28 protein-coding genes and 1 tRNA gene are annotated in these 25,642 nt (G+C 46.4%); 11 read left to right on the forward strand and 18 right to left on the reverse strand.

What is annotated here, in order from left to right:
• Positions 1–36 precede the first annotated feature (36 nt).
• Positions 37–2,427 (forward strand): LPS-assembly protein LptD, encoded by a 2,391-nt coding sequence (locus AAAA73_RS07070; protein WP_340597493.1) that lies wholly within the window; start codon positions 37–39, stop codon positions 2,425–2,427.
• A gap of 15 nt (positions 2,428–2,442) precedes the next feature.
• On the opposite strand, the gene AAAA73_RS07075 is transcribed toward AAAA73_RS07070, so the two are convergent.
• The 12 genes from AAAA73_RS07075 to AAAA73_RS07130 form a co-directional block, all read right to left on the reverse strand.
• Complete coding sequence (locus AAAA73_RS07075; protein WP_340597494.1) at positions 2,443–2,901, reverse strand: YraN family protein; 459 nt, start codon at positions 2,899–2,901, stop codon at positions 2,443–2,445.
• Positions 2,786–3,514, reverse strand: a complete 729-nt coding sequence (locus tag AAAA73_RS07080; protein ID WP_340597495.1) for a ribonuclease HII — start codon at positions 3,512–3,514, stop codon at positions 2,786–2,788. The genes AAAA73_RS07075 and AAAA73_RS07080 overlap by 116 nt, the downstream gene beginning before the upstream one ends.
• Before the next feature lie 163 nt (positions 3,515–3,677).
• Positions 3,678–4,109, reverse strand: a complete 432-nt coding sequence (gene rplS, locus AAAA73_RS07085; protein WP_340597496.1) for a 50S ribosomal protein L19 — start codon at positions 4,107–4,109, stop codon at positions 3,678–3,680.
• Positions 4,110–4,159: 50 nt separating this feature from the next.
• Positions 4,160–4,741, reverse strand: coding sequence for an RNA methyltransferase (locus AAAA73_RS07090; RefSeq protein ID WP_340597497.1), 582 nt, complete (start codon positions 4,739–4,741; stop codon positions 4,160–4,162).
• A complete protein-coding gene (gene trmD, locus AAAA73_RS07095) occupies positions 4,734–5,561 on the reverse strand; it encodes a tRNA (guanosine(37)-N1)-methyltransferase TrmD (protein ID WP_340597498.1) in 828 nt (275 codons plus the stop codon). Before trmD ends, AAAA73_RS07090 begins: the two co-directional genes overlap by 8 nt.
• On the reverse strand, positions 5,561–6,073 hold the full coding sequence (rimM, locus tag AAAA73_RS07100; protein WP_340597499.1) for a ribosome maturation factor RimM: 513 nt from the start codon (positions 6,071–6,073) through the stop codon (positions 5,561–5,563). The genes trmD and rimM overlap by 1 nt, the downstream gene beginning before the upstream one ends.
• 77 nt (positions 6,074–6,150) lie before the next feature.
• Positions 6,151–6,390 (reverse strand): KH domain-containing protein, encoded by a 240-nt coding sequence (locus AAAA73_RS07105; protein WP_061835721.1) that lies wholly within the window; start codon positions 6,388–6,390, stop codon positions 6,151–6,153.
• Between the two features lie 62 nt (positions 6,391–6,452).
• Complete coding sequence (gene rpsP, locus AAAA73_RS07110; RefSeq protein WP_142700159.1) at positions 6,453–6,701, reverse strand: 30S ribosomal protein S16; 249 nt, start codon at positions 6,699–6,701, stop codon at positions 6,453–6,455.
• 68 nt (positions 6,702–6,769) lie between these two features.
• A complete protein-coding gene (ffh, locus tag AAAA73_RS07115; RefSeq protein ID WP_340597500.1) occupies positions 6,770–8,101 on the reverse strand; it encodes a signal recognition particle protein in 1,332 nt (443 codons plus the stop codon).
• A gap of 95 nt (positions 8,102–8,196) precedes the next feature.
• Complete coding sequence (locus AAAA73_RS07120) at positions 8,197–8,973, reverse strand: ABC transporter permease (protein WP_340597501.1); 777 nt, start codon at positions 8,971–8,973, stop codon at positions 8,197–8,199.
• On the reverse strand, positions 8,970–9,860 hold the full coding sequence (locus AAAA73_RS07125) for an ABC transporter ATP-binding protein (RefSeq protein ID WP_340597502.1): 891 nt from the start codon (positions 9,858–9,860) through the stop codon (positions 8,970–8,972). The genes AAAA73_RS07120 and AAAA73_RS07125 overlap by 4 nt, the downstream gene beginning before the upstream one ends.
• On the reverse strand, positions 9,860–11,464 hold the full coding sequence (locus AAAA73_RS07130) for a peptide chain release factor 3 (protein ID WP_340597503.1): 1,605 nt from the start codon (positions 11,462–11,464) through the stop codon (positions 9,860–9,862). Before AAAA73_RS07130 ends, AAAA73_RS07125 begins: the two co-directional genes overlap by 1 nt.
• 200 nt (positions 11,465–11,664) lie before the next feature.
• Here AAAA73_RS07130 and trhO point away from each other — a divergent pair, with 200 nt between their 5' ends.
• Positions 11,665–12,708 carry an oxygen-dependent tRNA uridine(34) hydroxylase TrhO gene (gene trhO / locus AAAA73_RS07135; protein WP_340597504.1) on the forward strand — a complete coding sequence of 348 codons (1,044 nt, stop codon included), beginning with the start codon at positions 11,665–11,667 and terminating at the stop codon, positions 12,706–12,708.
• An 18-nt stretch (positions 12,709–12,726) separates the two neighbouring features.
• Here the strand turns inward: trhO and AAAA73_RS07140 are convergent, their stop codons facing one another.
• Together AAAA73_RS07140 and AAAA73_RS07145 are read right to left on the reverse strand one after the other, a co-directional pair.
• Entirely contained in the window at positions 12,727–13,578 is an 852-nt protein-coding gene (locus tag AAAA73_RS07140; RefSeq protein WP_340597505.1) for an SDR family oxidoreductase, read from the reverse strand.
• Positions 13,579–13,612: 34 nt separating this feature from the next.
• Positions 13,613–14,548 (reverse strand): hypothetical protein, encoded by a 936-nt coding sequence (locus tag AAAA73_RS07145; protein WP_340597506.1) that lies wholly within the window; start codon positions 14,546–14,548, stop codon positions 13,613–13,615.
• Positions 14,549–14,691: 143 nt separating this feature from the next.
• Between AAAA73_RS07145 and AAAA73_RS07150 the strand changes: the two genes are divergently transcribed.
• A tRNA-Met gene (locus AAAA73_RS07150) sits at positions 14,692–14,768 on the forward strand.
• A 73-nt stretch (positions 14,769–14,841) separates the two neighbouring features.
• On the opposite strand, the gene AAAA73_RS07155 is transcribed toward AAAA73_RS07150, so the two are convergent.
• Positions 14,842–15,687 (reverse strand): hypothetical protein, encoded by an 846-nt coding sequence (locus AAAA73_RS07155; RefSeq protein WP_340597507.1) that lies wholly within the window; start codon positions 15,685–15,687, stop codon positions 14,842–14,844.
• Between the two features lie 143 nt (positions 15,688–15,830).
• Between AAAA73_RS07155 and AAAA73_RS07160 the strand changes: the two genes are divergently transcribed.
• From AAAA73_RS07160 to AAAA73_RS07170, 3 genes are read left to right on the forward strand one after another with little or no spacing between them, the layout of a single operon-like run.
• Positions 15,831–16,199: a hypothetical protein gene (locus AAAA73_RS07160; RefSeq protein WP_340597508.1), complete on the forward strand. Its 369-nt coding sequence runs from the start codon at positions 15,831–15,833 to the stop codon at positions 16,197–16,199.
• Positions 16,199–18,214, forward strand: coding sequence for a protein-disulfide reductase DsbD family protein (locus AAAA73_RS07165; RefSeq protein WP_340597509.1), 2,016 nt, complete (start codon positions 16,199–16,201; stop codon positions 18,212–18,214). The genes AAAA73_RS07160 and AAAA73_RS07165 overlap by 1 nt, the downstream gene beginning before the upstream one ends.
• On the forward strand, positions 18,211–18,807 hold the full coding sequence (locus AAAA73_RS07170) for a redoxin domain-containing protein (protein ID WP_340597510.1): 597 nt from the start codon (positions 18,211–18,213) through the stop codon (positions 18,805–18,807). Before AAAA73_RS07165 ends, AAAA73_RS07170 begins: the two co-directional genes overlap by 4 nt.
• Positions 18,808–18,843: 36 nt before the next feature.
• Here AAAA73_RS07170 and AAAA73_RS07175 read toward each other — a convergent pair whose 3' ends face one another.
• Positions 18,844–19,395: a HutD/Ves family protein gene (locus tag AAAA73_RS07175; protein ID WP_340597511.1), complete on the reverse strand. Its 552-nt coding sequence runs from the start codon at positions 19,393–19,395 to the stop codon at positions 18,844–18,846.
• 16 nt (positions 19,396–19,411) lie between these two features.
• Entirely contained in the window at positions 19,412–20,296 is an 885-nt protein-coding gene (locus AAAA73_RS07180) for an NmrA family NAD(P)-binding protein (protein WP_340597512.1), read from the reverse strand.
• Positions 20,297–20,391: 95 nt separating this feature from the next.
• On the opposite strand from AAAA73_RS07180, the gene AAAA73_RS07185 reads away from it, so the two are divergent.
• The 3 genes from AAAA73_RS07185 to murI are packed head-to-tail and all read left to right on the forward strand — an operon-like array spanning position 20,392 to position 22,900.
• The gene (locus AAAA73_RS07185) at positions 20,392–21,069 is read left to right on the forward strand and encodes a hypothetical protein (protein WP_340597513.1); all 678 of its coding nucleotides are present in this window, start codon (positions 20,392–20,394) and stop codon (positions 21,067–21,069) included.
• On the forward strand, positions 21,062–22,099 hold the full coding sequence (locus AAAA73_RS07190; protein ID WP_340597514.1) for a guanosine monophosphate reductase: 1,038 nt from the start codon (positions 21,062–21,064) through the stop codon (positions 22,097–22,099). The genes AAAA73_RS07185 and AAAA73_RS07190 overlap by 8 nt, the downstream gene beginning before the upstream one ends.
• Positions 22,100–22,900, forward strand: coding sequence for a glutamate racemase (gene murI / locus AAAA73_RS07195; protein WP_340597515.1), 801 nt, complete (start codon positions 22,100–22,102; stop codon positions 22,898–22,900).
• Here the strand turns inward: murI and lysA are convergent.
• A complete protein-coding gene (gene lysA / locus AAAA73_RS07200) occupies positions 22,897–24,072 on the reverse strand; it encodes a diaminopimelate decarboxylase (RefSeq protein ID WP_340597516.1) in 1,176 nt (391 codons plus the stop codon). The genes murI and lysA overlap by 4 nt on opposite strands.
• A 20-nt stretch (positions 24,073–24,092) precedes the next feature.
• Here lysA and AAAA73_RS07205 point away from each other — a divergent pair, with 20 nt between their 5' ends.
• Positions 24,093–24,770, forward strand: coding sequence for a M14 family zinc carboxypeptidase (locus tag AAAA73_RS07205; RefSeq protein WP_340597538.1), 678 nt, complete (start codon positions 24,093–24,095; stop codon positions 24,768–24,770).
• Positions 24,771–24,780: 10 nt separating this feature from the next.
• Complete coding sequence (locus tag AAAA73_RS07210) at positions 24,781–25,602, forward strand: 2,3,4,5-tetrahydropyridine-2,6-dicarboxylate N-succinyltransferase (RefSeq protein ID WP_340597517.1); 822 nt, start codon at positions 24,781–24,783, stop codon at positions 25,600–25,602.
• Positions 25,603–25,642: the final 40 nt, after the last annotated feature.

Raw genomic sequence — 25,642 nt, forward strand, 5'->3', positions numbered from 1 at the left:
CCCTACCATAGTTGGGTGCAACTTAGCTCGGTCATCTTGTTTTTATCATTAATCCTGTCCTTCGCGACGTATTCTGCGGCCCAGTCCGTAGAAACACCTGCAGCAAAAATTCAGGGCATATTGCTCAATGCTGACAGCATGTTCCGTGATAATGAAAAAGAGACCGTTGAACTGGAAGGCAATGTGCAAATCGTCTATCAGGGACAGCACATCAAGGCAGATAAAGCCACCGTTCACCTGCGCACACACCGAGCCGAGCTTTATGGCAATGTCGAAATCAGCGACATGAAAAACACCATTGCCGGCTCCCACGTCAAACTGGATTACGAAAACAGCACCGGGATAATTTATGATGGTTATGTCTCCTCAGGTCCTGTCGCTTTCTCGGGAAGTGTCCTGGAAAAAACCGGCCCCGAAGAATTCATCGTCAACAATGCCGATTACACGACCTGTACCAACTGCCCCGCTTCCTGGAGTTTTTCAGGCTCCACCGTTCGTGCCGAGATGGGTGGTTATGCTTACATCAAAAATGCCATTCTAAGAATTTCTGATGTTCCGGTGTTTTGGTTTCCCTATCTTGTCGTGCCACTGAAGAGCGATCGCCAATCAGGCGTATTGACTCCGGGATTCGAATTGTCCGACAAGGGGGGCTTCACGGCCTACATTCCTTACTTCTGGGCTATTTCGCGCAGTACAGATGCAACGATCACTGTGAAAAACTACGAAAAGCGTGGTCTCAAAGGGATGCTGGAATATCGCTACGCCCTGAATGAAAACAGCGAGGGCACGTTCTCTTCAGCATCTTTGTACGATCGCTCCTTTGGTACGGATGAACTTTTGAATCGCTTTAGACCCGCGAGCGACACCAACGAACCGCTGGAACGTTGGTATGTAAAATACGATCACTACTATGACATGCCCGGCGGTTACATTCATCGCTCGACAGTCAACCTGGCAAGCGACCTGCAATATCCGAAGGACTTCCCTCTGGAGACCATGAACTACGGTGACTCGGCCATGGAAAGCCGTATGTCATTGACTAAAAACACCAAAGACACGCTCTTCATGGTGGATACATCTTATTACTATAATCTTTTGCAATCGAATCCTCTTTCCAACAATGAGGACGCTGTTCACCGTGCGCCTGAGATCCGCTGGTCTCAAGTGGAAAAAAATATCGGCGACACAAACTTCGTCTATACTTTGAATCTGGATTACGTGAACTTTGCCAGAGCTGGTCAGGCTTTTGATGACATGGAATACTACACAGATCCTACCAACGGAAATAAAGTCCGTATCATCAAAACATCCTGCGGTCAGGATCCGAATTGGTCCGACAAACCGGGCTGCTACAAGATCTATGACGGCTACGACCCTTCAACAGATTTGATCCGTACCGGGCAACGTCTGGATTTCCTTCCTACTCTTTCTTATCCGATTAGAGTCACCGACGGCGTAGATGTACTCCCCCGAATCAGCTACCGCGAAACTCACTACAACTTCGAAGTTGGTGATGAAAAGTATTTCGTACGTCGCTACGCCCGCACGGAGCTTACGGGACGGATGGATTTCAGCCGCATCTATGGTGATCGCATCGATGCCAAGGCAACTCGGCTAAAGCACGAAATCATCCCAGAGATTTCCTACACCAATATTCCCTGGATCGATCAGTCTTCCCATCCGTTTTATGGTCAAGGTCAGACGAATGATGCCCCTTACACATCCACGGATTCTATTTCAGATCTGGATTTGGGCTCTGACTATGGTTTACAGTTTGACTACACGGACCGGGTTTACGATCGCAATCTGGTGACTCTTGCTTTGACAAATAAACTTATCCGCAAAGCCTGGGTGGGTGATCGTCCCGAATATCAGCAAATTGGTTATCTAAAACTTGCGCAGTCTTACGACGGAACTCAGAACAATAAATCCCAAGCGGAACCTTGGTCGGATCTGAGTGCCATTCTAGATGTTCGTTTGCCACGCTTCCAAACTTACTCGATCTTCAATTATTACCCTTATCACGGAGTCACCAACGCCTCTTCGCGTGTGCGTGTACTCAATGACCGAGGCCAGTTTGCACAAGTTGCACTGACTCAACAATATAAGATCGCTCCTGGGAAGCCTGTTGATGAATCCGGGCGCACTGAGGATTGGACACTCTCTGCAGGGTTTATTTCCCGCTATGTGAACCTGATGGGCCGATTCGTTTACGATGCCAACACTCAGAACTCCGGAGTTCGAAATCCAAAATCCTGGGCCTATATCGCGCAATTCAAACCCCCTGGCGACTGCTGGATGATCACTTTCATTCAAGATCAGGTGACCGGTGGTGACACCAACTTGCGCCTGAACTTTGAATTCAACTTCGACGGAGTGGCGAAACCACCAATTCCACCAGAAGCTCTGGATCAATTCGGATTCTAGTTTCGCACCCAACAGTTATGTTACATCGTCTATGATTGTGATTTCCCCAAACCGAGTCACAAAGGCCCAGTGCACCTCAACCTGACAGTTGAATCGGGCCGCAAGAAAAACTGCCGCCCCCATAAGTCGAAATTTTTGCCGCGGTGATATTCGCGCATTATAAAACGTCGCTTGGTTTGCCGTCTTTACTTCCACCATCAAAAGTTTTTCCCGGCTGGGAGAACGAAACAGCAAATCAATCTCCGCATAGGGAGTTTTCACTCGCTGTTTTAATAGCTGATAATTTCGATTGATATAATACTTGGAAACGAACTCTTCCGATTGGACGCCTCGTTTGTGCGCCCAATAGATTTTCTTATCAGACGTACTCTTTGACGCCAGCGAAGGACTTGCGATGCTCTTCGCATGGACCGTGCTCGATGATGGATTGCTTGTGAACTGGGGTTGAGTAACCTTTGTGACCTTCGAAGCCATAGAGTGGGTATTTCGCTCCTAACTTTTTCATCAAGTTATCGCGAGTCACCTTGGCCACAATGGATGCCGCCGAAATCGGCGCCACACGCAAATCCCCCTTGATCACAGTGGTCTGTTGATATCCTTTAAGATTTGGAATCTTTTGATTCCCATCCACCAGAACATGTCCACCACTGACACCCAGGGCTTCAATTGCGCGCTTCATAGCAAGAAGAGAGGCCTGCAGGATATTTAACTCGTCGATCTCCTCAACGCTTGCAGAGCCAATACCAACTTTATGTTTTTGTTTAATCAATGTCGCAAGTTCCTCACGACGCTCTTCGGACAGAAGTTTTGAGTCAGTGACCAGATCTTGCAAATCTGCTGATTCAAAAATCACGGCAGCCGCATACACCGGCCCCGCAAGGCATCCACGCCCCACTTCATCCACACCAATGATCGGAGTCGGCATAAATTCCTGCCACTCCACTTTAGGCAAATCCAATTCTTTTTTCGGTTTTGCAGACTTCTTGGCCTTAACCACAGTCAACGACTTGCCCGCACGGGATGATTTCTCCGCCGCTGCGTACTTCGTGATTTTGCCTGTTGGTTTTTTCTTTTTTGTTTTTGCCATGCCCGCCGTAACCGCCGTTATTGTAATTGCCTTAACTTGATGTCGAGTCCGGTGATTTTAGACAGAGGAGATTCCAGTGGTCACTGGAAAAAAGAAAAAGACCTGGCTCGTCAGAACCAGGTCTTTGGAAAATTTCATTTACAGAAATTTCGGGAATCTAAGACTACTCAGCAGCTGCAGAAGATGCAGTTACCAACTCAGATTCGATTTTCGCAGCTTTACCAGAAAGTTTGCGAAGGAAGTAAAGTTTAGAACGACGAACTTTACCGATGTTTACCAATTCAACTTTGTCCAATGCTGGAGAGTTGAACGGGAAAGTTCTTTCTACGCCAACACCTGCAGAGATTTTACGAACTGTGAAAGACTTCGCAGCGCCAGAACCTTGGATTTTAGTTACGATACCTTTGTAAAGCTGAACGCGTTCTTTTTCGCCCTCTTTTACTTTTACGTATACGTTAACAGTGTCACCAGAGTCGAAAGCTTGGATGCTTTTGTTAGCAGCCTTAACGCTTACACGGCGAACAAGGTTAGTTTCTTTAACTTCAGATTTTGCTTTTACAGTCTTTTTTACAGTCTTTTTTACAGCTTTAGCCATTGCTTAGTCCCTTATGCCAATCAAATTTTCACAAAAAGTAAAACAAGGGTCTACCATGGACCCATTACGCGGTCAAGACAGATACTTACTGCCGATCTTACAGAAAGATGGCGGTAATCTTGCGGGGGTGCTCCCCGAATGCTTTCTAATACTCCGGAGCAGGATCTTAGAAGCTCTGTTGTCATGCCGTTGCCTGTACCAAATAACATGAATACGGGCTTTTTTTCTACGTGCATTTCATGACGCAGCTCGCTAAACGAGTACTTTTTCAAGCCCTCGTCCCGCGCTGAAGTCGAAATTAACAATGTCTCGGGAGTATTCCAGTCCTCCAGGGCCTTTTCAACACTCTCAATGGCTTTAACCGAGCCCAGGGCGGTTTTTCTCATCGGGTTGTATGCTGAACCCTGCCCCGTGCGCCAGTGATCCAATACGCGATCCACAAACATCAACTGCTCTTTCATCGGATGGATAATGTAATATTTTTCCACCCCAAAAGTCTGAGCCGCTCTCGCAATATCATGGATATCGAAATTTGTGATGTTGGTGGCCACTGTTTTATTCTGACGATCCCGCACGGGATAGTGAACCAGGCCAATCGCCAGACGTGGAACATAGATTGAATTTTCAGCCATTGAAATCTTCCTCACCGAGCTCGTGAAGCCCCAGGGTCTGGCGCTCCTGCTCGGACATATTCATCCAAAATTTTTTAAGCTCCTTCAGGGGAGCTTCGGTCTTTTTCTTTTTCAGACCACAGTACTTTTCATTTTCTTTTTCAAGATGCGCCTGAAAAAGATCCGGTCTTTTCGCGAGAGTGACCAAGGCTGAAACCTTGTCTTTCCACTCCCCGATCAATTTGTGATTTCCACCCAGCAAAATCTCCGGCACTACTGCACCATTGAACTCGCGCGGGCGGGTGAAATTCGGGTGCTCCAACAATCCCGAAGAGAAGCTGTCCTTATCCGCGCTTTCGTTATGCCCCAGCACGCCTGGGATGAAACGCGACAATGCATCGACAACCACCAAGGCCCCCAGCTCACCGCCGGATAAGACGTAATCCCCAATGGAGATTTCTTCATCGACATGAGAGTTGATAATACGCTGATCAATCCCGCCATATCGGCCGCAAATCAGAACCAGATGTTCTTCATTCGCCAACGCCCTGGCTTTTTCATCAGTCAGTACATCCCCTTGCGGAGAAAGATAAACGACCTTTGAATTCTTATGTTTCACTTTGTGGATTGTTTTTTCCAGAGTCTCGGCCAGCATGATCATGCCATCGCCGCCACCGAAAGGACGATCATCCACAGTCTTGTGGCGATCGGTCGCAAACTCACGAGGTGTGTGAGCTTGAACCTCAAGGCGATCACTCTTCAGAGCCTGCCCCAGAACGCCGTAAGACACGGCATTCTGAATCATCTCAGGAAATAGAGTGATCACATCAATTTTGAGCATTAGTTGTTCTCTAGATCGAACAAGCCCTCTGGTAAATCCATCACCACGGCTTGGTGTTTGAAGTCGATTTTCTTGATGAAAGCATCCACGAAGGGAATTTCAACTTTCTTGCCATTCGCTTCAACAACCAAAAGATCCTGAACGCCGTTGCTTGAAAAGCCCACGATTTCGCCCAGTGTTTTTTGTTCAGTGTCTTTCAATTTGAAGTTTTTGATCTCGTTCAAATAGATTGTCTCGCCCGGTTTTGAAACCAGCAAGTCCTCATCAATCAAAAACTCCATGTGCTCAACGCCTTCAGCAGCCGTGCGATCCGCGATCTCTGCAGCTTTAACAATAAGACCTTTTTTGAAGGGCTTAGTGCGCTCTACTGTGAATTCTGAAGTGGAACCATCTTTACCTTGCAGAGTGAATTTCTTCATACGTTTTGCCCAGGAGATCTCTCCTGAGAAAATAAGCACATAAAGGTCGCCCTTTAAGCCGTGCGCTTCTCTGACTTTACCAACCAATTTCATAAGTACCTCAAGAAACAGAAAGGGGTTGTGTAACACAACCCCTTCCCTAAGAATCGAAAATTTAATTTTTCTGAATACTATTCAACGATATCCAAGTGATAGCGTTTATTCAGTTTAGTACCAGCTGCGCGAATGATTGTTCTCATTGCTGCCGCAGTTTTACCTTGTTTACCGATAACCTTACCAAGATCTTCTTTGTCTACTTTTAGAGCAAGTAGAGTCGTTTGCTGACCTGGAATTTCATCCACTTCAACATTATCAGGCTTATCAACAAGGGACTTCGCCATGAATTCAACGAGGTCTTTCAAGCTATCCATATTACCCCCAAGAGCAGTTATCTAAGTGATATTTTATCGCATATCACTCAGATGCCAACTATTTATTTTCCTTGGGCCAACTTAATAACGTGTTTTACACGGTCAGTAGGTTGAGCACCTTTTTTGATCCAAGCTTCTACTTTTGCTAGATCAAGCTCGACCTTTTTATCGTTACCGCGTGGAGTTGGATTGTAAACACCAAGGATTTCAAGGAATTTACCAGTCACATAACGACGAGAATCCGCAACAGTGATGCGGTATTTAGGATCATGCTTAGCGCCCATACGAGCCAAACGAATTACAACTGCCATTTTTCTAAACCTCTTGTTCGAAACAGTAAGCTCAAGTGTGTACTGTGTTTAAATTAAAATATCAAGCCTTAAAATGGGAACTTCATTCCACCACGGCCCATTCCCATTTTCATCATCCCGCTCATCATCTTTTTAGCGTCCTCAAACTGCTTTATCAGCTTGTTTACGTCGGAAACCTGGGTACCGCTTCCATTTGCGATGCGCGTGCGACGCGATGCATTAAGAATCTTATGATTATTACGTTCTTGGATAGTCATCGAACGAATGATCGCCTCGATTTTCTTAATCTCGTTATCCGGCGGAGTCATGTTCTTAAGCTGTTTTGAAATCTCGCCCATACCCGGTAAAAATTTCAAGATGCTCTCAAAGCCACCCATCTTTTTAAGCTGCTGAATCTGACCCAGGAAATCATCCAGGGTGAATTCATTCTTCATGATCTTCTTGGCAGAATCACGAGCGGCTTTCTCATCAATCACTTCAGCGGCTTTTTCCACCAAAGAAAGAACGTCACCCATATCCAGGATACGGCCCGCAAGACGGTCCGGATGGAATACTTCAAGGGCGTTAACCTTCTCACCGACCCCCAGGAATTTAATTGGGATCCCCGTGACTTCACGAATAGACAGAGCCGCACCACCGCGCGCATCCCCGTCCACCTTGGTCAGCACCAGGCCCGTCAGGTTTAAGCGCTTGTGGAAGCCCTCAGCCACGTTCACGGACTGTTGTCCCAACATGGCGTCAGCCACCAACAAGATCTCTTGTGGTGCCCAGATTTCTTTTAAGCGACCCAACTCGCCCATCAACTCATCATCCACCTGCAAGCGACCCGCAGTATCGACGATCACCACGTCGACCATATTGTCGCGGGCCCATTGTTTGGATTTTTCCAGAATTTCTTCCGGCTTCATTCCAATCGGTGTTGGGAATGTCGGGATGTCATTTTGCTTACCCAAAGTCTGAAGCTGATCAATCGCCGCAGGACGATAGATATCGGCAGGAATCAAACCTGGTTTTTTACCCAGCTTCTGACGAATATAAAGAGCCAGTTTTGCTGAGGACGTGGTTTTACCGGCCCCTTGCAAACCCACCATGAAAATCACACTTGGGTTTTCACGAACGTTGATATCAACAGCTCCGCCGCCCAAAGTCTGCACCAGTTCATCGTGAACGATCTTAACAAACTGTTGACCAGGATTTACATTCTGTAGAACATCCGCACCAAGTGCTTTGGCTTTAACTCGGTCGATGAAGTTTTTAACGACTTTAAAATTTACGTCGGCCTCAAGAAAGCTTAAGCGAATTTCCTTGATGACGTCCTCGATATTAGATTCCGTGATCTTACTTTGACCACGAACCTTCTTTAAGGAAGCCATAATTTTATCTGATAAATTCTCAAACATCGTAAATCTCCGAATAATCGAATTTAATTAACTCATTCGCCCGGCAATCACCAAGATTTCCGCCTAACAATAGGCGTCAACCTGTCAAAACCAGACTACCAACGCTGGAAAGACCCGCGTTTTAAGCTGAAGTTTGCCAGTCCATAAAAAATCACAAAACCCAAAAACGAAACCGGCACAGCCACTTCCATTCCCACGTCACTCACACCAATCACACCGTAGCGCAGACCATTGATCAGATATAGCAGCGGATTCAGTTTTGAAAGCATCTGCCAGAATGGATGCAGATGATCGATACTTAGAAACACCCCGCCCAAATAAGTCAGCGGCAACAAAATGAAAGCTGAAAATGCCGACAACTGATCAAATGTGGTTGCCCAAAACGCCACCGAGATTCCCAGAAGCGCAAAAATCAAACCTGCAACCACTGTGAAGTACAATGTGTAAATCGGATGAGCAATGTAAAGCACTTCCCCTTGTTGATACCACGAAAACGCAGTGCCCACGATGTAAGTGATCAAGGCCACGATAAAGCCGCGAACCAGGGCAGCCAGACTCATCGCCCAGATGATTTCCTGATTGCTGATCGGCGCGACACGCAGATCCTCAAGGTCACCGGAAAACTTGGATGAAACGATCGAAGAGGACGAATTTTGAAAGGCATTATTCATCAAGCCCATCATCATCAAGCCTGGGATCAAAAACGAAAGATACTTCACACCCTGATGAGTCGGCATCGTCGCCCCAAGGGAAACCCCGAAAATCAACAGATATAAAAATGACGAAACGAAAGGCGTCACAATCGTTTGTACGATCACTTTAAGAAAGCGGGCAATTTCTCTGCGAAACAGAGCAAAAAACGGAGTCATCATTTGCTCACCACCTTCATAAAGGCCTCTTCCAGATTGCCTTCCTCGATTTTCACGTCCTTGATCAGATTGACCGGAACTCCGGTCTCATTCAGGAATTCGCCCATTTGTTTTCCCGGAGGAACGACAAACATGAATTCATTCCCTTCCTGAAAAAACAGATATTCTGTTTTAAAGGCAAAGGGCTCTGACAACGTCAGGCGGATTTTCTTTTGTGTGTATTTACGTACAAGCTCTTTGGTTTCACCCAAAGCTTCAAGATTGCCCAGATTGATAATTCCAATGCGATCACAAAGCTGTTCAGCCTCTTCGAGGTAATGCGTGGTCAATAGGATCGACATGCCCTCTTTACGCAATTCTTGGACGAACTGCCATAAAGTTTCTCGCAAACCGATATCCACGCCGGCCGTCGGCTCATCCAGCAAAAGTAATCGTGGTGTGTGCACCAGGGCTTTGGCAATCATCAGACGACGTTTCATACCACCGGAAAGCTGCTTCACTTTCTTATGGCGATGTTCATACAGGGAAAGCTTATGTAACAGAAAATCTATACGGTCCTGGTTTTTACTGATTCCGTAATAACCGGATTGAAAATTCAAAATCTCATCGACGCTGAAAAACCCCGAAGTGATCACTTCCTGATGAACCACTCCCAGCTGCTGCTTGGTAAAGCGTGAATTTTGATTCACGTCCTGACCAAAAACCTCGACCGAACCACTCGATGGTTCTTCTAAAGTTGTGATCGTTGAAATGATCGTGGTTTTACCTGCACCATTTGGTCCCAGTAGCCCAAATATCTCCCCGGGCTTCACGTCAAAGCTAACACCTTTAACGGCCTCTTGGCCGCCAGGATATTTTTTTCTAAGGTCAGTGATCTTAAGAGGCAACATTAGCGCGCCCTTGAGATGCTGGTTTGGAATTCCACGTCTTGGTTTTCACGCTTCAACCAGTTCAGATCCCATTCTTGATTTACCAAAACCACCGGATTGCCATTCAGATCCTGTGCCATGTTCGCGCCACCTTTAAGGCTCGTCACCGGCTTGCCGTCCACTGTTGGCCAACGGCACACACCATAAGGAAGACGGTTCAATTTCACTTCCAAATTGTATTCGTCCTGAAGTCTGTGCAACAAAACTTCGAATTGAAGTTCACCGACAGCCCCGATGATAGGGTCCTGTGGTCCAATATGTGGTTCGATAAACAACTGGATGGCACCTTCCTCAGAAAGGTGACGAAGAGCTTCTTGTAGTTTTTGACGTTTCAAAGCGTCACGAACACTTAAGCGACCAAACAACTCTGGCGCAAACTTAGGAATATCCTCGAATTGAATTTTGCCAGATGAAGAAACGCAATCACCGATGGCAAAGTTTCCAGTATCGCCGACACCCACGATGTCACCCGCATAGGCTTCATCAACCGTCTCTTTATCAGCCGCAACGAATTGTGATGAGTACGCCAGGCGCAACTCACGTTCCAAACGGGAATGCTGAACTTTCATGCCACGCTCAAATTTTCCAGAGCAAATACGGATGAAAGCAATACGGTCACGGTGACGACGATCCATGTTGGCTTGAATTTTAAATACAAAGCCGGTGAATTTCGCATCCAAGGGATCCATCTTCTGGTCGTCTTTGGTGATACGAGGCTGAGGCCCCGGTGCGTATTTCGTAAAGAACTGCAGGAATGTATCCACCCCGAAGTTCTGTTTGGCAGAACCAAAAGTCACAGGAGAGATTTGTCCTGACAGGAATTCATTCACATCAAATGGCGGCAAAGCGCCCTCAATCAAATCAAGCTCTTCCAACACCTGATCCGCAGATTCTTTATCCAGGTAGTTGTAAAGGATTTGATCGTCTTTGCCTTTAACAAATGGAATTTTTTGATAATCTTCCACTTCCTCACGGCGCTGATCGTAAATCCAGATTTCCTGAGTCAAACGATTGTAGATGCCGCGGAAACGCTGACCGATACCCAAAGGCCAAGTCACCGGATAGCATTGCATGTTCAGGGTCTTTTCAACTTCATCGATCAAAGTCAGAGGATCTTTACCTTCACGATCCAGCTTATTTACGAAAGTAAAAATCGGGATCTTACGAAGACGGCAGACTTCATAAAGTTTTTTGGTACGCTCTTCCACACCCTTGGCAACGTCAATCAACATCGCTGCAGAATCCACGGCCATCAAAACGCGGTACGTATCTTCCGAGAAGTCTTTATGTCCCGGAGTATCCAAAAGGTTTACGCGCAGATCGTTGTAATCAAACGTCATCACCGATGACGTGATCGAGATCCCTTTTTGGCGCTCAAGCTCCATCCAGTCCGAAGTCACTGCCTTGGAACCAGATTTCCCCTTCACCTCGCCCGTTTCATGGATCACACCACCGTGATACAGGAGTTTTTCAGTCAGAGTGGTTTTACCGGCATCGGGATGCGAGATGATCGCAAAGGTGCGACGGCGAAGAATTTCTTTTTGAATTTGAGGAGTAGCCAACATACTTAAGCCTTTAAATTGATTATAAAAAATGGTTTTACGCGATCCCTAGCTTAGCAGGCAAGAATTTCCCCTCCCGGGATGGAATTAACGCCCGCTGTCTTTTTCATACTTGCGCATATGGGCCTGAGGGCATTATAACCCCTTCGAACTAACAACTCCCCCTGGTTTGGAGCCGGATTGGGACAACTGAAGGTGATCATATGACGACCGAAAATGCCCTGAAGCATTATGTTACGACTTTTTACAGCTTTCAAAAAATCGAAAATCCCGAACAAGTTAAATTAGATCTAGAGGCAAAAGCGGAACAGCTCGACGTCAAGGGACTGATCATTTTAGGAACTGAAGGTTATAACTCCACGATCGCGGCCGTCACAGAAGAATCCTTCGAAGCCTGGAAACAATTCGTTCGCGACTACTTCCAAAAACCCACTCAATTCTACAAAGACTCTTATTCGGATAAAGCACCCTTCCGCAGATTTAAAGTAAAAATCCGCGAAGAGATCGTGACCACTGGCATTCCGGATATGCAACCGTCTGAAGGCATCAATCACCACTTGTCACCTTCTGAATGGAACAAGGTCATGAAGGAAGAATCCGATTACGTGATGATCGACACACGCAATTGGTACGAATACAAAATCGGGACGTTCAAAGGGGCTTTGAATCCTAATATCGAGAAATTCACAGATTTCCCTCAGTACATTGAATCCCAGGGCATTTCCAAAGACAAAAAAATGCTGATCTTCTGTACTGGTGGCATTCGTTGCGAAAAAGGAATTCTGGAACTTCAAGACAAAGGTTACGACAACGTTTTCCAATTGGAAGGCGGCATCCTGAACTACTTGAACGAATATCCAAACGATCAGTACGAAGGCGAATGCTTCGTGTTTGACCACCGCGTGGCCGTGGATCAAAACCTGGCGCCTTCCCAGAAATACGGATTGTGCCCGCATTGTGGTCAGCCGTCTGAAATCAAAATTGATTGCCTGCGCTGCGACTCTCCGGGAATGGTTTGCGTAAACTGTATCGAACTTGAGTTTAAAAAAGACACTTGCTCCAGAAACTGCGCCCATGGTCTGAAACTTCACCCGGGCAAAAAAGCCCGCAAACAAATCGTGCCTTTTAATATTGAAAAAATGAAGGCCGAGGGCATGACCGACATCCCTACGATTCGTGTTAGCAAAACCAAAGTTGTTCAATTGAATGACAAGGGTGAAGCAGAAACTGTCTCCCTAAAAAAATAGATGCTCTATGTCTGCGCTTTAACTTCGGTGAAAGCGCAGACTTTTCCGAATCACCCGATCGATCATTCGCGTCGACATAAATTTCAGCAAATTCGCCTGCAATTTAATTCGCTTCCCGACCAGATAATTAACCTTGGGTATATGGCTTTCAATAGCATGCATGATCGCCACTGTTGCGACACTGACTGGAACAGCTTCCTGAGCCGCCTCCAACACACCTTCGCGAATTAATGACATCATACTACCATACACGCTTTGCAATTCCCGGGGGCAGGTTTCCATCATTTGATCTGTTTTGTCGATGGACTTCGACCAGATCTCGGTCCGTATGGGACCGGCCTCAATCAGCGACACCTTCACACCTAAAGAGCTCACCTCGCGCCGTAATGAATCAGTGAATGCCTTCACTGCAAACTTTGAAGTTGTATAAGGTCCCATGAACGGCGCAGCCACCCGTCCACTGATAGAACCCATGTTGACGATACGACCTTTGGTTTCCCGAATAAGCGGCAAGAAGGTTTTTGTCATCTCCACCATGCCAAACAAATTTACTTCGAATATTCTGCGCCATTCCTCTGTGTCCAGCCCCTCAATCGGTCCGCCGCTGGCGATGCCCGCATTGTTAACCAAAACCAGTGGCCACTTTGGATTCATTTCGGTGCGAACCGTTCTGAAAGCTTTTTCGATGTCGTGCTTATTGGTGACGTCCATTTTTATCACACGCAGACGTTCATTATAGTCGATCAACAGTCGATCCAACGACTCGGGTTTGCGAACACAAGCCCAGACGATATAACCTTTTTCACAAAGCGTGCGTGTCAGGTCAAAACCTATTCCTGTGGATGCTCCGGTGACGATGACTTGCTTCAAGACTCTCCCCTTGGTGTGAATCCATGCGTCCTATTTACATCAGACCTTTTTTGAACAGATCCTCCAACCAGGAATCCGTTATTGAAAGATGTCCTTTTCCAAGATCCATCTGCATCTTCGCCCGATAGTTCGCATCAAATCCAATTGCTTTTTCGTCAATACCTGCATCTTGCAGGAATTTCTGCATTTCTTGAACTTGCTCTTCAACATTGAGTTTTTGATTACTTAGCAAACTGCCTTGAATCTGCTCACAAAATGAAAGAGTCGAACTGTCAGAAGCCAACTGAGGCTTCAGGGCAACGGCTTTACTTAGCATATGCAGGTTGTAGGATTTTTGAATAACTTGATTTGCTTCCTCTGAGTGACTCTGGAAGTAGTTGGCGGCACGATACAACTGTCTATACAGCTCCGCTTTTTGCACCAAACTATCATCCCCGTTGGAGTCCTTGACCATTTGAACCACATCACTGATTCCTGGGATACGAAGTGCCCAGCGCATAATGGGAGCAACGGATTCCAAAACCGGGTCCTTTTGTGAGCTGACAATATTATCCATAAATTTCACAGCAGTGCGATCTGTGTTCTTTGGAAAAAATCCGCTTTCTCCAGCCTTCGACAACTCTTGGCAGGTGCTCGCCAAGGGAACCTCTGGATTGGCAAAATCATTGTAGACCACATCCATGTTCATCTTGCTTTTCCCGGCAGTCTGAGAAGGAGCTGCATCACCACTTGGTGCAATTTCCTGTTTGGCCTGCACATCATCCACTTCAGAAACATGAGGTGAATTTTCAGAATTTGGTGAATTGCCATCATTCTTACGTTCAATTTTCGAAATCGAAGAATGAACTGCCTCTTTCATTTTCGAAGGTCCTGGCAGCATGGATAACAACCACACTCCAAGAATTCCAAAAACCACAACAACAGAGCCCGCACCAATCGCTAATACTTTAAGAAGTTTTTTCCCATTCATACCTCAACTAGAACACAATGAATGTGAGTGAGCAAATAAGAGGCAATGATACACGTAGCCATACGAAAATAACATAAATGAATCATTGACCCTGAGTACATATGCGCCTACAACTGTCTTCTCAGACATTCACTTGTCACTGTCGCGGGGTGGAGCAGTCTGGTAGCTCGTCGGGCTCATAACCCGAAGGCCGTAGGTTCAAATCCTGCCCCCGCAACCAATAAAAGCCTCAAGGTAAACCTTGGGGCTTTTTCCATTTTAAGGGTCCTTTTTGTAAAGAAGACCCCTGCTAACTACTCGCAAACCATATCCTGTGACATATACGCATTGCCCTCACCGCACATCGCTTTTCGGAATAGCTCACGCACTGGTGGAGCAAATGAAAGTTGATGCACTGTCATTTCACCAGCACCCACTTTGGCCAATTGAGCCAGCATGTCAGCCTGCTTGAAGTGACTGAACTTTTCGATGAACTTTCTATCGATCTCTTTCAAATTCAAAACCACACTGGTGAAAGGGATTTTGATGGCTTTGTATTCAGAATCATAATCCCCATCAAACGGTTTCAACTCCTGCGCCAGTTCCCGCTCATTCAGAACAGTCTTTGCCGTTAAAACACTCGTCAACTTAAGCTCGCTGCGGAAATTGCGATCGTAGAGTTTTATTCTTCCCGGAAGAAGGTCATGAAAACCTCTGATTGCGGCTTGCTCCAAATTGGTAGGAAGGTCTTTGAGCGCTGTTTCAGGAAATTTCTCCTGCAACGCTCTTTCATAAAATTCACGGATCATCTCATGGAAAACCTGGACTGTTTGTCTTCTGGCCTCAAGAGGAGTGGCCCCTTGCTTCATAAGTGCTGTGTAGGTATTCACAAGCTTTATAGCCACAGTGTATACCGCTGCATTTTCAGAATTCTTAGGATTCCCACCCAGATACCATCTGCGACCATTTTCGTATTCAAAAATGGTACTCAAATCAAGACGGCCATTTTCCAAGTTCACTTCTTTCTTGTGATCCCATGAGAACACATCGTGAGACATCAAACCGATTACACCCACATCCTGCACAGTATAGGAAGCCAGTCCTTGAGTGCAAAACAGAGCTGTTAGGGAAAATAAAATTACAGATTTTGCGATACGCATGTAAGCCTCCATCGAGAGGCGAATTCATGTCACAGTGGTCACAAATTGACAAACAGTTGCTTACTTCTTGTCATTCAGCTTTCAGCTAGCAAGAAGGTGATTTCTGTTTACAGCACAATCCTATGGCTGCTAGCCTTTTAAGCATGAAAACACTTTTACTTATATCAATGATGACTCCAACTTTTGCTTCAGCATCCTTAATGTACTGTGAATATTCGTTCTTCGGCGCCCCGGCCGGTACCGTGCGAATTGAAGTGGCCGACGATGGTACGCCTGCTGAAACGGCGACAATCACCATGTTTCACACACCCACGCAAAATGCACCAGTGACACCTCTTGATAAAAATCCGGGGGAAATGTTCAACGTCGTCCTATTCAAAGACAACCCACAGAACGAAATCTTTATGGTCGTGAACACTCCCTCCGCAGAAGGAAGCATAAAATCAAAACTTATAAATCCTAAGATGTCTGGCATCTCCAAAGAGATTCCCGGCGCGTGCAAACTGCAGTAATGGGTTTTTTCGTTTTCACACTGACATTGCTGATTTCAAGCTGGGCCATGGCGACACCTTCCTCATTCACTTTTCCTCAAGGAAAAGTTGAACTCCTGTCAAGCCGCCCCAGCTGGAATTCAGAGGAAGATGTGGCGTTAGGACTCCACTTCAACATCAAAGACGATTGGCACATTTACTGGAAAAACTCCGGTGACTCCGGCGCCGCCCCCAAATGGAAGTGGAACATCACCAACGGAAGTATCAAAGAGGAACTCTGGCCAGTTCCTGAAAGATACCCCCTTGAGGGAATGATCAATTTTGGATATGGCAAGGAAACGCTGTACAAGTTCCTGCTCTCCGCAGATACACCTCAACCAATCAATGCTCGGGTTAAACTTGAATTTTTAATCTGCAAAATTGAATGCATTCCTTATTTTACGGACCTGGAACTAAACCTGCCTTACCAGGCAACGACGACCGAGGAATCTCCATTATTCACAAAGTTTCTTTATCCTGAAAAAATACCGACGGGCACCAAATGGGACATCCTAAGTCAGCAGTCTGATGATTTACAGACGCAGCTTTATCTTTCCAACGACTTAAGTGCCAATATCAAAACCCTGGAAGTCTTTCCCCTCGACGGAGAAAACTTCAAACCCCAGAGTCCGCACATGGAAATGACCGCCTCTGGATACAGATTCACTCACGCACTTCAAGACACCTCGAAAACGGATTTCAGTGGATCGCCATTTTTGGTATCCATCGCCACAAACTCAGGGGACCGCGTGGCATTTGAGATCGCTCTTTCACCTTCCCCGAGTCCTGCACTTGCAAAAATACTTTTCTGGGCGTTATTGGGCGGTCTAATTTTAAACATCATGCCCTGTGTATTCCCCGTTCTCTCAATTAAAATTCTAAGCTTTCTGGGACCAGAAAAGAGTCGCCATCAACTGCGCATCTCCGGATGGTTTTATAGCGCAGGGGTTATCGCTTCCTTCATTTTTCTGGGCGGTGTTCTTTTGTTTCTGCGCTCCAGCGGTGAACAACTGGGATGGGGCTTTCAGCTGCAGTCTCCGGCCATTGCCGCAGGCATTGCCACTTTGTTTTTTTGGTTGGGATTTAACTTCCTGGGCACTTTTGAAATCGGACAGTCATTGACCTATCTGGGCGCACGCAAGACCCAGAACACTCACTGGGGATCCTTCCTGACAGGAGTTCTGGCAACCGTGGTTGCCACCCCTTGCACTGCGCCCTTCATGGGGGCGGCGATTGGCGCTTCATTGACATTGCCACCACCGCACACACTGGCGGTCTTTGCCGGATTGGGGTTGGGAATGGCCCTGCCATTTTTAGCTTTGGCCTACTTCCCGCAAGCACTGCGCATTTTACCCAAGCCCGGTGCCTGGATGGAAAAATTCAAGGAGGTTCTGGCTTTCCCCCTTTTCGCAACAGTCATTTGGCTTTTGTGGGTGCTTGCCCAGCAAATCGAAATGACCGGCGTCCTGTTTGTTTTGATTTTATTTCTGTGTATTGGGCTATGGATCTGGTGCTCAAGACAAATCAGAAATGAAAGATTGAAACAAATAGTTCTGGCAATTGGATTTGTGTTGTCCTTGGCTGCTCTTTATTTTCTACCGGAGTCTTCTTCTATAAAGGGCACTACGACCGCCACTTCTTCAGATTCGTGGAATACCTTCAGTGAAACCAGCATTAACTCAGAACTTAAATCAGGCAATGCCATTTTTATCGACTTTACAGCCGCGTGGTGCATCACCTGTCAGGTGAATAAAAAACTGGTCTTAAACACTACTGATATCCAAAAGCTTTTCAGTGATAACAAAGTCAAACTCTACAAAGCCGACTGGACAGACCGTGATCCCAAGATAACCAAGGCCCTTGCAAGCTTTGGAAGAAATTCATTGCCACTTTATGTCTATTATTCGAAAGGCAGCAAAGAGCCGCAGATTCTACCGGAAATACTAACCAAGTCACTTATTCAAAATCTCTTCACCAATCAGGAGAAATCACCATGAAAATGACGTTACTTGTTCTTGCGACAACTTTAATTTCAAGCTTCGCTTTCGCCGATGCAAGAATTGGCTCTCCAGCGCCCGAGTTTTCCGTAACCGATGCGCAAGGGAAACCACAAAATCTTAAGGACTATAAAGGCAAATACGTGATCCTTGAGTGGTACAACAAGGATTGCCCATATGTTCGTAAACACTACGACAGTGGCAACATGCAAAAGATCCAAAGTGAACTCACTGGCAAAGGTGCTGTTTGGTTAACGGTTGTTTCCTCCGCAAAAGGCAAACAAGGTTATATGACGCCCGGAGAAACCATCACCAACGGAACAAAGGAAGGCTCCAAAGCTTCCGCGATCTTAATTGATGAAAGTGGAACCATGGGAAAAGCCTACGGAGCGAAAACCACTCCGCACATGTACCTGATTGATCCTCAAGGCACACTTCGCTATGCAGGAGCCATTGATAGCGATGATTCCTCTGACAAGAAAACCATCGCCACCGCTCAAAACTATATTATGGCGGCAACGAACAGTGCAATGAAGGGCGAAAAAATTGCCAAGGAAACCAGCAAGCCTTACGGCTGCAGCGTAAAATACTAGTTTCACCAAACTCCTCTACCAATTTTGGCAGAGGAGTTACTTTTCGCTAACTGAAATCAAAACATAGGAGCTGTGATTCAAACCAGCCAACTCAAGCGTTGATAGATTTTGAATCATTATACAATCTCCGGCATGCACCAAATGTCCATGCACCTCAAGCCTGCCCCTAAGGCAAAATATAAAATGTCTTCCACCTTCAAAGTTCAGCGTCGATATCTCGTGCAGGTTTAATACTTTCATCTCGGCCTGAATACGATCTCTTTGATAAATGATTCCTAAATCAACCACGGGCCCTTCAATAAGCTTCGCGTGAATGACTTCTTCACCTGAAAACTCCAGGACCTCCAGCTGGTGCAAATCTTTGCCATTCAAGGTCAAACCCGTGCCTTGAGTGATAACAAGCTTTCGATCACAACCAGGAAATTTTGAGAACGGATCATCTCCGTTTACTTGCGCTGAACTGATTCGCCAAAAAAAATCATCCGGAAACGAAGCCCCTTCGGGACCGATGGCTATTTGCGCAGTCTGCCCCTTGCCATTCTTCCACGGCATAGTTTTATATGATGATTGTTTCAATAAAGTGATCATGGGAATGGAGTCTATTCTAGAGACTCTCCTGGTGCAAAGAATATGGATGAAACAATGACGTCCCCATTTCACTGCAAAAACCATCAAAGTTTCTCGGCGCCACCCCGCGAACTTCGTGATTACACGGATGAATCCACGCGGTCATTCCCTCCCGGGCAGCTCTGTGTGTACTTAGAAATGCTTCAGCCATCCAGACACTATGTCCATCGCGCAACAGGCGATGCTTCGCAGCTTCTTCAGTCACTGGCACGTAGCGGACCTGATAACCTGCGACTTTCGATACTTTCCCTAATACTTCCTCAAGGTTCAAAGCCTCAGGACCTGTCAGATTGATCACCCGATTTTCGTAAAGCCAGGGATTCTCAACCACTTTCAGAGCCACATCGACGACATCGCGCACGTCCACGTAGGAACTTTTCGACCCCCCCTCAGGTAAAAACAAAGCTCCTTGACGAATGGAGTCAGCATGCCTTGAAACAAAGCTCTGCATAAAATGGTTGGGACGAATAACTGCCAATGGCAATCGACTGTCCCGCACCATCTCCTCAATCTGGCCATACGTACGATGAAGAAGAAACTGGGAATCTGCGTCGGCTCCCAGAATTGAATTAAAAACCACAAACCGCACCGCAGAGTTCTTTGCGGCGATGATCGCATTTTGAGCATAAACCAGCATGGACTCAGAAATCGGCAGATTCAGAAAAAGGATATCAGTCTCCTTCATGACCTCTTCGACCAGACTGCGCACTCCCAGATCAACCTGTCTATGCCGTACTTCCGGATCAAAAACAGAAACGTCATGACTTGCAGCAACAAATCGAGCTTGCCTGCCATCAAGTCGCCTCACCAACTCCCGCCCCATTTTACCTGTAGCCCCGGTGATTAAAATTCGCTCTTTCATAGATCACCAGTATCTGATTTTGGCTCTTCCTTTTACAGGTGTATATTAACAAAGGTACGCTTGACTCCCCTCTGGTTTCTCGATTTAGTTGTGTGGTGAAATTTTTTACCGAAAACCTGACGGTTTTTAAAAGAGTCGCCTTTCCATTGTTTGTCCTTTTGGTGTTGTCCAGCAACATCGATCAATTCCTCAATCAACAGGTTGAAACAGCTTTAAGAAACCCGCTTGGAGCCACGCCTCAAGTTTACTGGTTTGGGTTCCTATCAATTATCAGCAGTATCCTGTTCCCGATACTTTTGATCACAACCGCTTTGTATGCCATGCAGTACAAAAAGGTGGCTGCCAGTCTGTCTGACTTTTACGGCAGATACATCAATCAGGTATTTATTGAGACTCTTCGAACCTGGGGCAAAACTCTTTTGTGGGGATTGCTATTTATCCTGCCAGGCATTTGGAAGTTTCTAGAGTACAGCATGGTGCCATTCGTGGTGACCGGTTCCCAACGCTATGACGAAGGAAAAATCGATGCCCTTCAAGCATCTGCCGGTGTCTTTCGTAAACACTGGTTCAAAATAACAGGAATTCTGATTCTATTTCACCTGTTCATCCCCTTGATACTGACCAGTCTCTTTGACTCCTACCGTTTGCTCTGGAAAACACCAGTGCCAAGTCTGGTATTGAACTTACTGGATACATATTTACTGATTATTTCAACACAGCTTTTGTTTAATGTTTTTCAAGACGAGGTAAAAAGACATGAATCTCATGTTTAATTGGAAAGAAGTAAAAAACCGCGGAAAAGGTCTGACTTTTGATGACGTACTTATTATTCCGGCGCGTTCGGATGTTCGCTCTCGTCGCGACCCAAATTTGACGACGAAAGTAACCCGTAATTTTTCCATGGAAACGCCTATTGTCAGCGCCAACATGGACATGGTGACTGAATTCGACATGGCACTAGCCATGCACAACCTTGGCGGCATGGGAATTCTTCACCGCTTTATCACCACGGAAGAACAGGCCTCCCAAGCACGCCGCTTAAAAGAAGCCGGTGTTAAACTTATCTCTGCCAGTGTTGGCGTTGGTGAGGAATTTAAATCCCGCTCCAAAGCCCTGGTGGATGCCGGAGTTAATATCATCACGATCGATATTGCTCACGGCCACTCTGTGCAAATGATGGAAACCATGAAGTGGTTAAAAGACCAGTATCCAAATGTGGATTTGATTGCCGGAAATATGGCAACTCCAGATGCCGCTCGCGATTTGATCGAAGCCGGTGCTGACGCCATCAAAGTGGGAATTGGTCCAGGCTCCATGTGCACAACTCGCATCATCACCGGGTGTGGCGTGCCGCAACTTACAGCCATCGCTCTTTGTTCGGAAATTGCAGAAGCTCATGGTGTCCCGGTCATTGCTGACGGTGGAATTCGCACTTCAGGCGATATGGTAAAAGCCTTCGCCGCAGGTGCAAGCACAGTTATGCTTGGTAGCATGCTCTCGGGTACAATTGAAACTCCGGGGGAAATCAAAAACGGTAAGAAACAATATCGCGGCATGGCTTCACGCTCTGCTCAAGATTCTTGGCGCGGCGGCGTTCCTGAGGGAATGGCTCCAGAAGGCGAATCCACTCAAGTGAATGTCAAAGGACACGTGAAAGATGTCATTCACGAAGTCACTGGTGGCATCCGCTCCGGCATGAGCTACATTAATGCAACCAGCATTGCAGAGATAAAAGACAAAGCCCACTTTATGGAAATGTCTTCTAGTGGTATCTCTGAGTCTCGCGCACACGGAGTAAAGTAAATGGATTCCAGACCCATAGGGGTATTTGATTCAGGCATCGGTGGCTTAACGGTTCTCAAAGAACTTGCCATGCAGTTTCCCCATGAGAGTTTTCTCTACTTGGGCGATACGGCACGCCTTCCCTATGGTTCAAAATCCGCGCACACAATCCGCAAGTACTCTGAGCAAAACATCCAGTTCCTAAAAAAACAGGATGTTAAAGCCATCGTCATCGCTTGCAATACCGCTTCCACACAGGTTCCCGAACCGGAACTTGAAGGACTTCCAATTTACAATGTCATTGGCCCCGGAGCTCAACGCGCTCTGGAGGTCAGCCAAAGTAAACGCATCGGTGTCTTGGGTACTCGGGCGACGATCAACAGCAAAGCATACTCCCATAAAATTATGGATCTGGAGCCGACAGCGACAGTGATCGACCAGGCCTGCCCTTTGTTTGTTCCACTGGCTGAAGAAGGTTGGGATTCCGACCCCGTGACTAATTTGATTGTATTTCGCTATCTCAGTCAGATTCTACAACACTCAATAGACACATTGATATTGGGCTGCACTCATTATCCACTTTTGAAAAACTCCATCGCACGGGTTACGGGCTCCTCCATCGAATTGGTGGATTCCGGCGAAGCGATCGCCAGATGGCTTGAAAGAGATTTCAGCAAAAACAGACTTGGTCGCAACGGCAATAGCAATCATCAGAAGATTGATATTATGACGACGGACTCTTCAGCGCATTTCACAGAAGTGGCATTGAAGATTCTAAAACCACTCAAGGCTGATGAATTCAAAGTTGTGGATTTAGTCTAGATACAAACTTCCAACGGCAGCTCTTGCAAGTTATACGTGCTTGCCATTGAGTATCCATAAGCACCGGAATCAAGGACCGCCAGGAAATCCCCTTCGCGAACAACGGCCATTTGATAGTCTTTCAAAAAGAAATCTGATGACTCACAGATAGGCCCTACCACATCACAAGTGATTTTATTCTGACCTTCCTGAAGAGGTAAAATGCGATGTTCGGCTTCATACAATGAAGGACGAATAAGATGATTCATTCCTGAATCCACAATCACGAATGTTTTTACAGAGGTTTTCTTAATATACTGCACTTGAGTCAACAAGACCCCGGCGTGAGCCACCAGCCAACGACCAGGCTCAGATTGCAGCTCACAATTCAAATCACCCAGAATCCCCTTGGTAATCCCGGCATATTCATTCAAGAGTCGAGACTCCAGTTCGAGATCCAGTTTTTCATAAACCACTCCCAAACCTCCGCCAAAATCAAATCTCTTCAATGTCGGAAACTCTTTTTTCAATTTGATAAATTCATTTTTAAGTTTGATCAAAGCCTCTTGGTAACCGGAGAATTCCAACATCTGCGATCCCAGATGCAGACTCACCCCCACCAATTCCAACGAATCCCCATGTCTTTTCAAACAGGATGACAAATCCGGCAACAAGGACAATTCCATACCAAATTTATTATCCCGCAATCCCGTTGCGATATAGGGATGCGTTTGAATACTGACGTCCGGATTCAAGCGCAATGCCACACAGGCTTTTTTACCCAGGGCCTTGGCAATTTCACCAATACGCTCCAACTCTGGCAGACTCTCAACATTGATCTGGAAAATACCCAACTTCAATGCCTCTGTGATTTCATGACGTGTTTTTCCCACGCCGGAGTACACGATATCCTCAGGCAAGAATCCACTTTCAAGTGCTCTTTTGATTTCTCCCAAGGAAACAACATCCGCACCAGCCCCTGCCATCTTCAGGCACTGCAGGACTTGGGGGTTTGGATTGGCTTTCACTGCAAAGTATAAACGCACCCCATCAAGAGCTGACGCCATCTGATTAAAGCGGGAGCGGATAAAATCGAGGTCGTAGACATAGATGGGACGAATGTAATTCGCGCAGAGAGACATTAAGTTCTTTTTATCCGGCCCAAAATGAAGCTCATTATTGATGTATTCCACAAAAACCTCGTGCTAATATCATTGCCGAACAAAGGACGTTTGTCATGAAAACTTCTATTTTTACTTCCACCTCCAAAGGCATGCCGGTACTCGCTTATGAATTCGGCAACGACACCCATCCGGAAATTTTAATCCTGGGCGGTGTTCATGGAGATGAAATCGAGGGTGTGATCTGCGCGCAGGAACTCCTGAAGCATTTCATGAAGTCTTACACTCATAAATTCAAGCTGACTCTAGTCCCCCAATTCAATCTGGAGGGAGTGATCTACAAAACTCGTGGCAATGGCAACGGTGTGGATCTGAATCGCAATCTGCCAACCAAGGATTGGTCTCCGGAAATTAAAACTCCGCGCTACCATCCGGGACCCAAAGCCGGCAGCGAATCTGAAAACCATGGCTTGATCAAGTACCTGGATGAGAAAAAACCAAAATTGGTTCTTTCACTGCACTCGTGGCAGCCTGTACTTAACGTGAATGGCGATTGCTATGAATTTGCCAACGTCCTGGCAAAGCACACCGGCTATAAAATCGATGATGACATCGGATACCCAACGCCTGGTTGCCTGGGAACCTATGCCGGCCTGGAAAGACCGTGCCCGACTTTAACTTATGAAATCGAACGTGGACAGTCTGCTGAAGACATCATTAAGATTCACGTTCCCGCTATTCTTGACGCTCTAAAGGTTTACGACAAGTAAGGAGACATTCGTGCAACAATCTGTTGAACTACTTTATTCTGATATCCAAAACGGCAAACGCGTTGATCAACTGATGGCGAATGATCTTAAAACCATCTTCGAGGTCATCGAAGGACTGGACGCCGGCCGCCTCCGAGTGGCTGAAAAGAAAGACGGAAAATGGCTGGTCAACGAGTGGGTAAAAAAAGCGATCCTACTCTATTTCCGCGTGCAACAGATGACTGTCATGCAAGCTGGTGACTTCACATACTTTGACAAGATCCCGGTAAAAAAATGGTCCGAAGAGGATGGCGTGCGCGTGGTTCCTCATGCCTTGGCTCGCAAAGGCTCCTTCATTGAAAAAGGCGCGATCCTAATGCCTTCTTACGTTAACATCGGTGCTTATGTTGGTTCAGGCACAATGGTGGACACCTGGGCAACTGTTGGTTCCTGTGCCCAGATAGGAAAGAATGTTCATCTGTCTGGCGGCGTGGGCATTGGTGGCGTACTTGAACCAGTTCAGGCTTCTCCGGTTATTATTGAAGACAACGCTTTCGTTGGAAGTCGTTGCATCGTCGTTGAAGGTGCGATCATCGAAGAGGGTGCGGTTCTTGGAGCTGGGGTAACAATTACGGCATCCACAAAAATCATCGACGTGACCGGAAGCAAACCAGTTGAAATGAAGGGTCGAGTCCCGGCAAATTCAGTTGTCATCCCAGGAACTCAGATGAAGAACTTCCCGGCTGGAGAATTTGGCGTGCCGTGCGCACTGATTATCGGTCAACGCAAAGCAAGCACTGACCTTAAAACTTCTCTGACAGATGCGCTTCGCGATTTCCAAGTGAGCGTTTAAAACTCAAAGTCCTTTTACACTAAAAAGCCCCTCTGAAATC

Origin of the sequence: Bdellovibrio sp. GT3 (genome assembly GCF_037996765.1) — a bacterium.
Classification (GTDB): domain Bacteria; phylum Bdellovibrionota; class Bdellovibrionia; order Bdellovibrionales; family Bdellovibrionaceae; genus Bdellovibrio.

Excerpts from the sequence above, each read along its gene's own strand:
- AAAA73_RS07075 (WP_340597494.1), bottom strand. The coding sequence starts at position 2,901 with ATGGCTTCGAAGGTCACAAAGGTTACTCAACCCCAGTTCACAAGCAAT.
- AAAA73_RS07080 (WP_340597495.1), bottom strand. The coding sequence starts at position 3,514 with ATGGCAAAAACAAAAAAGAAAAAACCAACAGGCAAAATCACGAAGTAC.
- rplS (WP_340597496.1), bottom strand. The coding sequence starts at position 4,109 with ATGGCTAAAGCTGTAAAAAAGACTGTAAAAAAGACTGTAAAAGCAAAA.
- AAAA73_RS07090 (WP_340597497.1), bottom strand. The coding sequence starts at position 4,741 with ATGGCTGAAAATTCAATCTATGTTCCACGTCTGGCGATTGGCCTGGTT.
- trmD (WP_340597498.1), bottom strand. The coding sequence starts at position 5,561 with ATGCTCAAAATTGATGTGATCACTCTATTTCCTGAGATGATTCAGAAT.
- rimM (WP_340597499.1), bottom strand. The coding sequence starts at position 6,073 with ATGAAATTGGTTGGTAAAGTCAGAGAAGCGCACGGCTTAAAGGGCGAC.
- AAAA73_RS07105 (WP_061835721.1), bottom strand. The coding sequence starts at position 6,390 with ATGGATAGCTTGAAAGACCTCGTTGAATTCATGGCGAAGTCCCTTGTT.
- rpsP (WP_142700159.1), bottom strand. The coding sequence starts at position 6,701 with ATGGCAGTTGTAATTCGTTTGGCTCGTATGGGCGCTAAGCATGATCCT.
- ffh (WP_340597500.1), bottom strand. The coding sequence starts at position 8,101 with ATGTTTGAGAATTTATCAGATAAAATTATGGCTTCCTTAAAGAAGGTT.
- AAAA73_RS07120 (WP_340597501.1), bottom strand. The coding sequence starts at position 8,973 with ATGATGACTCCGTTTTTTGCTCTGTTTCGCAGAGAAATTGCCCGCTTT.
- AAAA73_RS07125 (WP_340597502.1), bottom strand. The coding sequence starts at position 9,860 with ATGTTGCCTCTTAAGATCACTGACCTTAGAAAAAAATATCCTGGCGGC.
- AAAA73_RS07130 (WP_340597503.1), bottom strand. The coding sequence starts at position 11,464 with ATGTTGGCTACTCCTCAAATTCAAAAAGAAATTCTTCGCCGTCGCACC.
- trhO (WP_340597504.1), top strand. The coding sequence starts at position 11,665 with ATGACGACCGAAAATGCCCTGAAGCATTATGTTACGACTTTTTACAGC.
- AAAA73_RS07145 (WP_340597506.1), bottom strand. The coding sequence starts at position 14,548 with ATGAATGGGAAAAAACTTCTTAAAGTATTAGCGATTGGTGCGGGCTCT.
- AAAA73_RS07155 (WP_340597507.1), bottom strand. The coding sequence starts at position 15,687 with ATGCGTATCGCAAAATCTGTAATTTTATTTTCCCTAACAGCTCTGTTT.
- AAAA73_RS07160 (WP_340597508.1), top strand. The coding sequence starts at position 15,831 with ATGAAAACACTTTTACTTATATCAATGATGACTCCAACTTTTGCTTCA.
- AAAA73_RS07165 (WP_340597509.1), top strand. The coding sequence starts at position 16,199 with ATGGGTTTTTTCGTTTTCACACTGACATTGCTGATTTCAAGCTGGGCC.
- AAAA73_RS07170 (WP_340597510.1), top strand. The coding sequence starts at position 18,211 with ATGAAAATGACGTTACTTGTTCTTGCGACAACTTTAATTTCAAGCTTC.
- AAAA73_RS07175 (WP_340597511.1), bottom strand. The coding sequence starts at position 19,395 with ATGATCACTTTATTGAAACAATCATCATATAAAACTATGCCGTGGAAG.
- AAAA73_RS07180 (WP_340597512.1), bottom strand. The coding sequence starts at position 20,296 with ATGAAAGAGCGAATTTTAATCACCGGGGCTACAGGTAAAATGGGGCGG.
- AAAA73_RS07190 (WP_340597514.1), top strand. The coding sequence starts at position 21,062 with ATGTTTAATTGGAAAGAAGTAAAAAACCGCGGAAAAGGTCTGACTTTT.
- murI (WP_340597515.1), top strand. The coding sequence starts at position 22,100 with ATGGATTCCAGACCCATAGGGGTATTTGATTCAGGCATCGGTGGCTTA.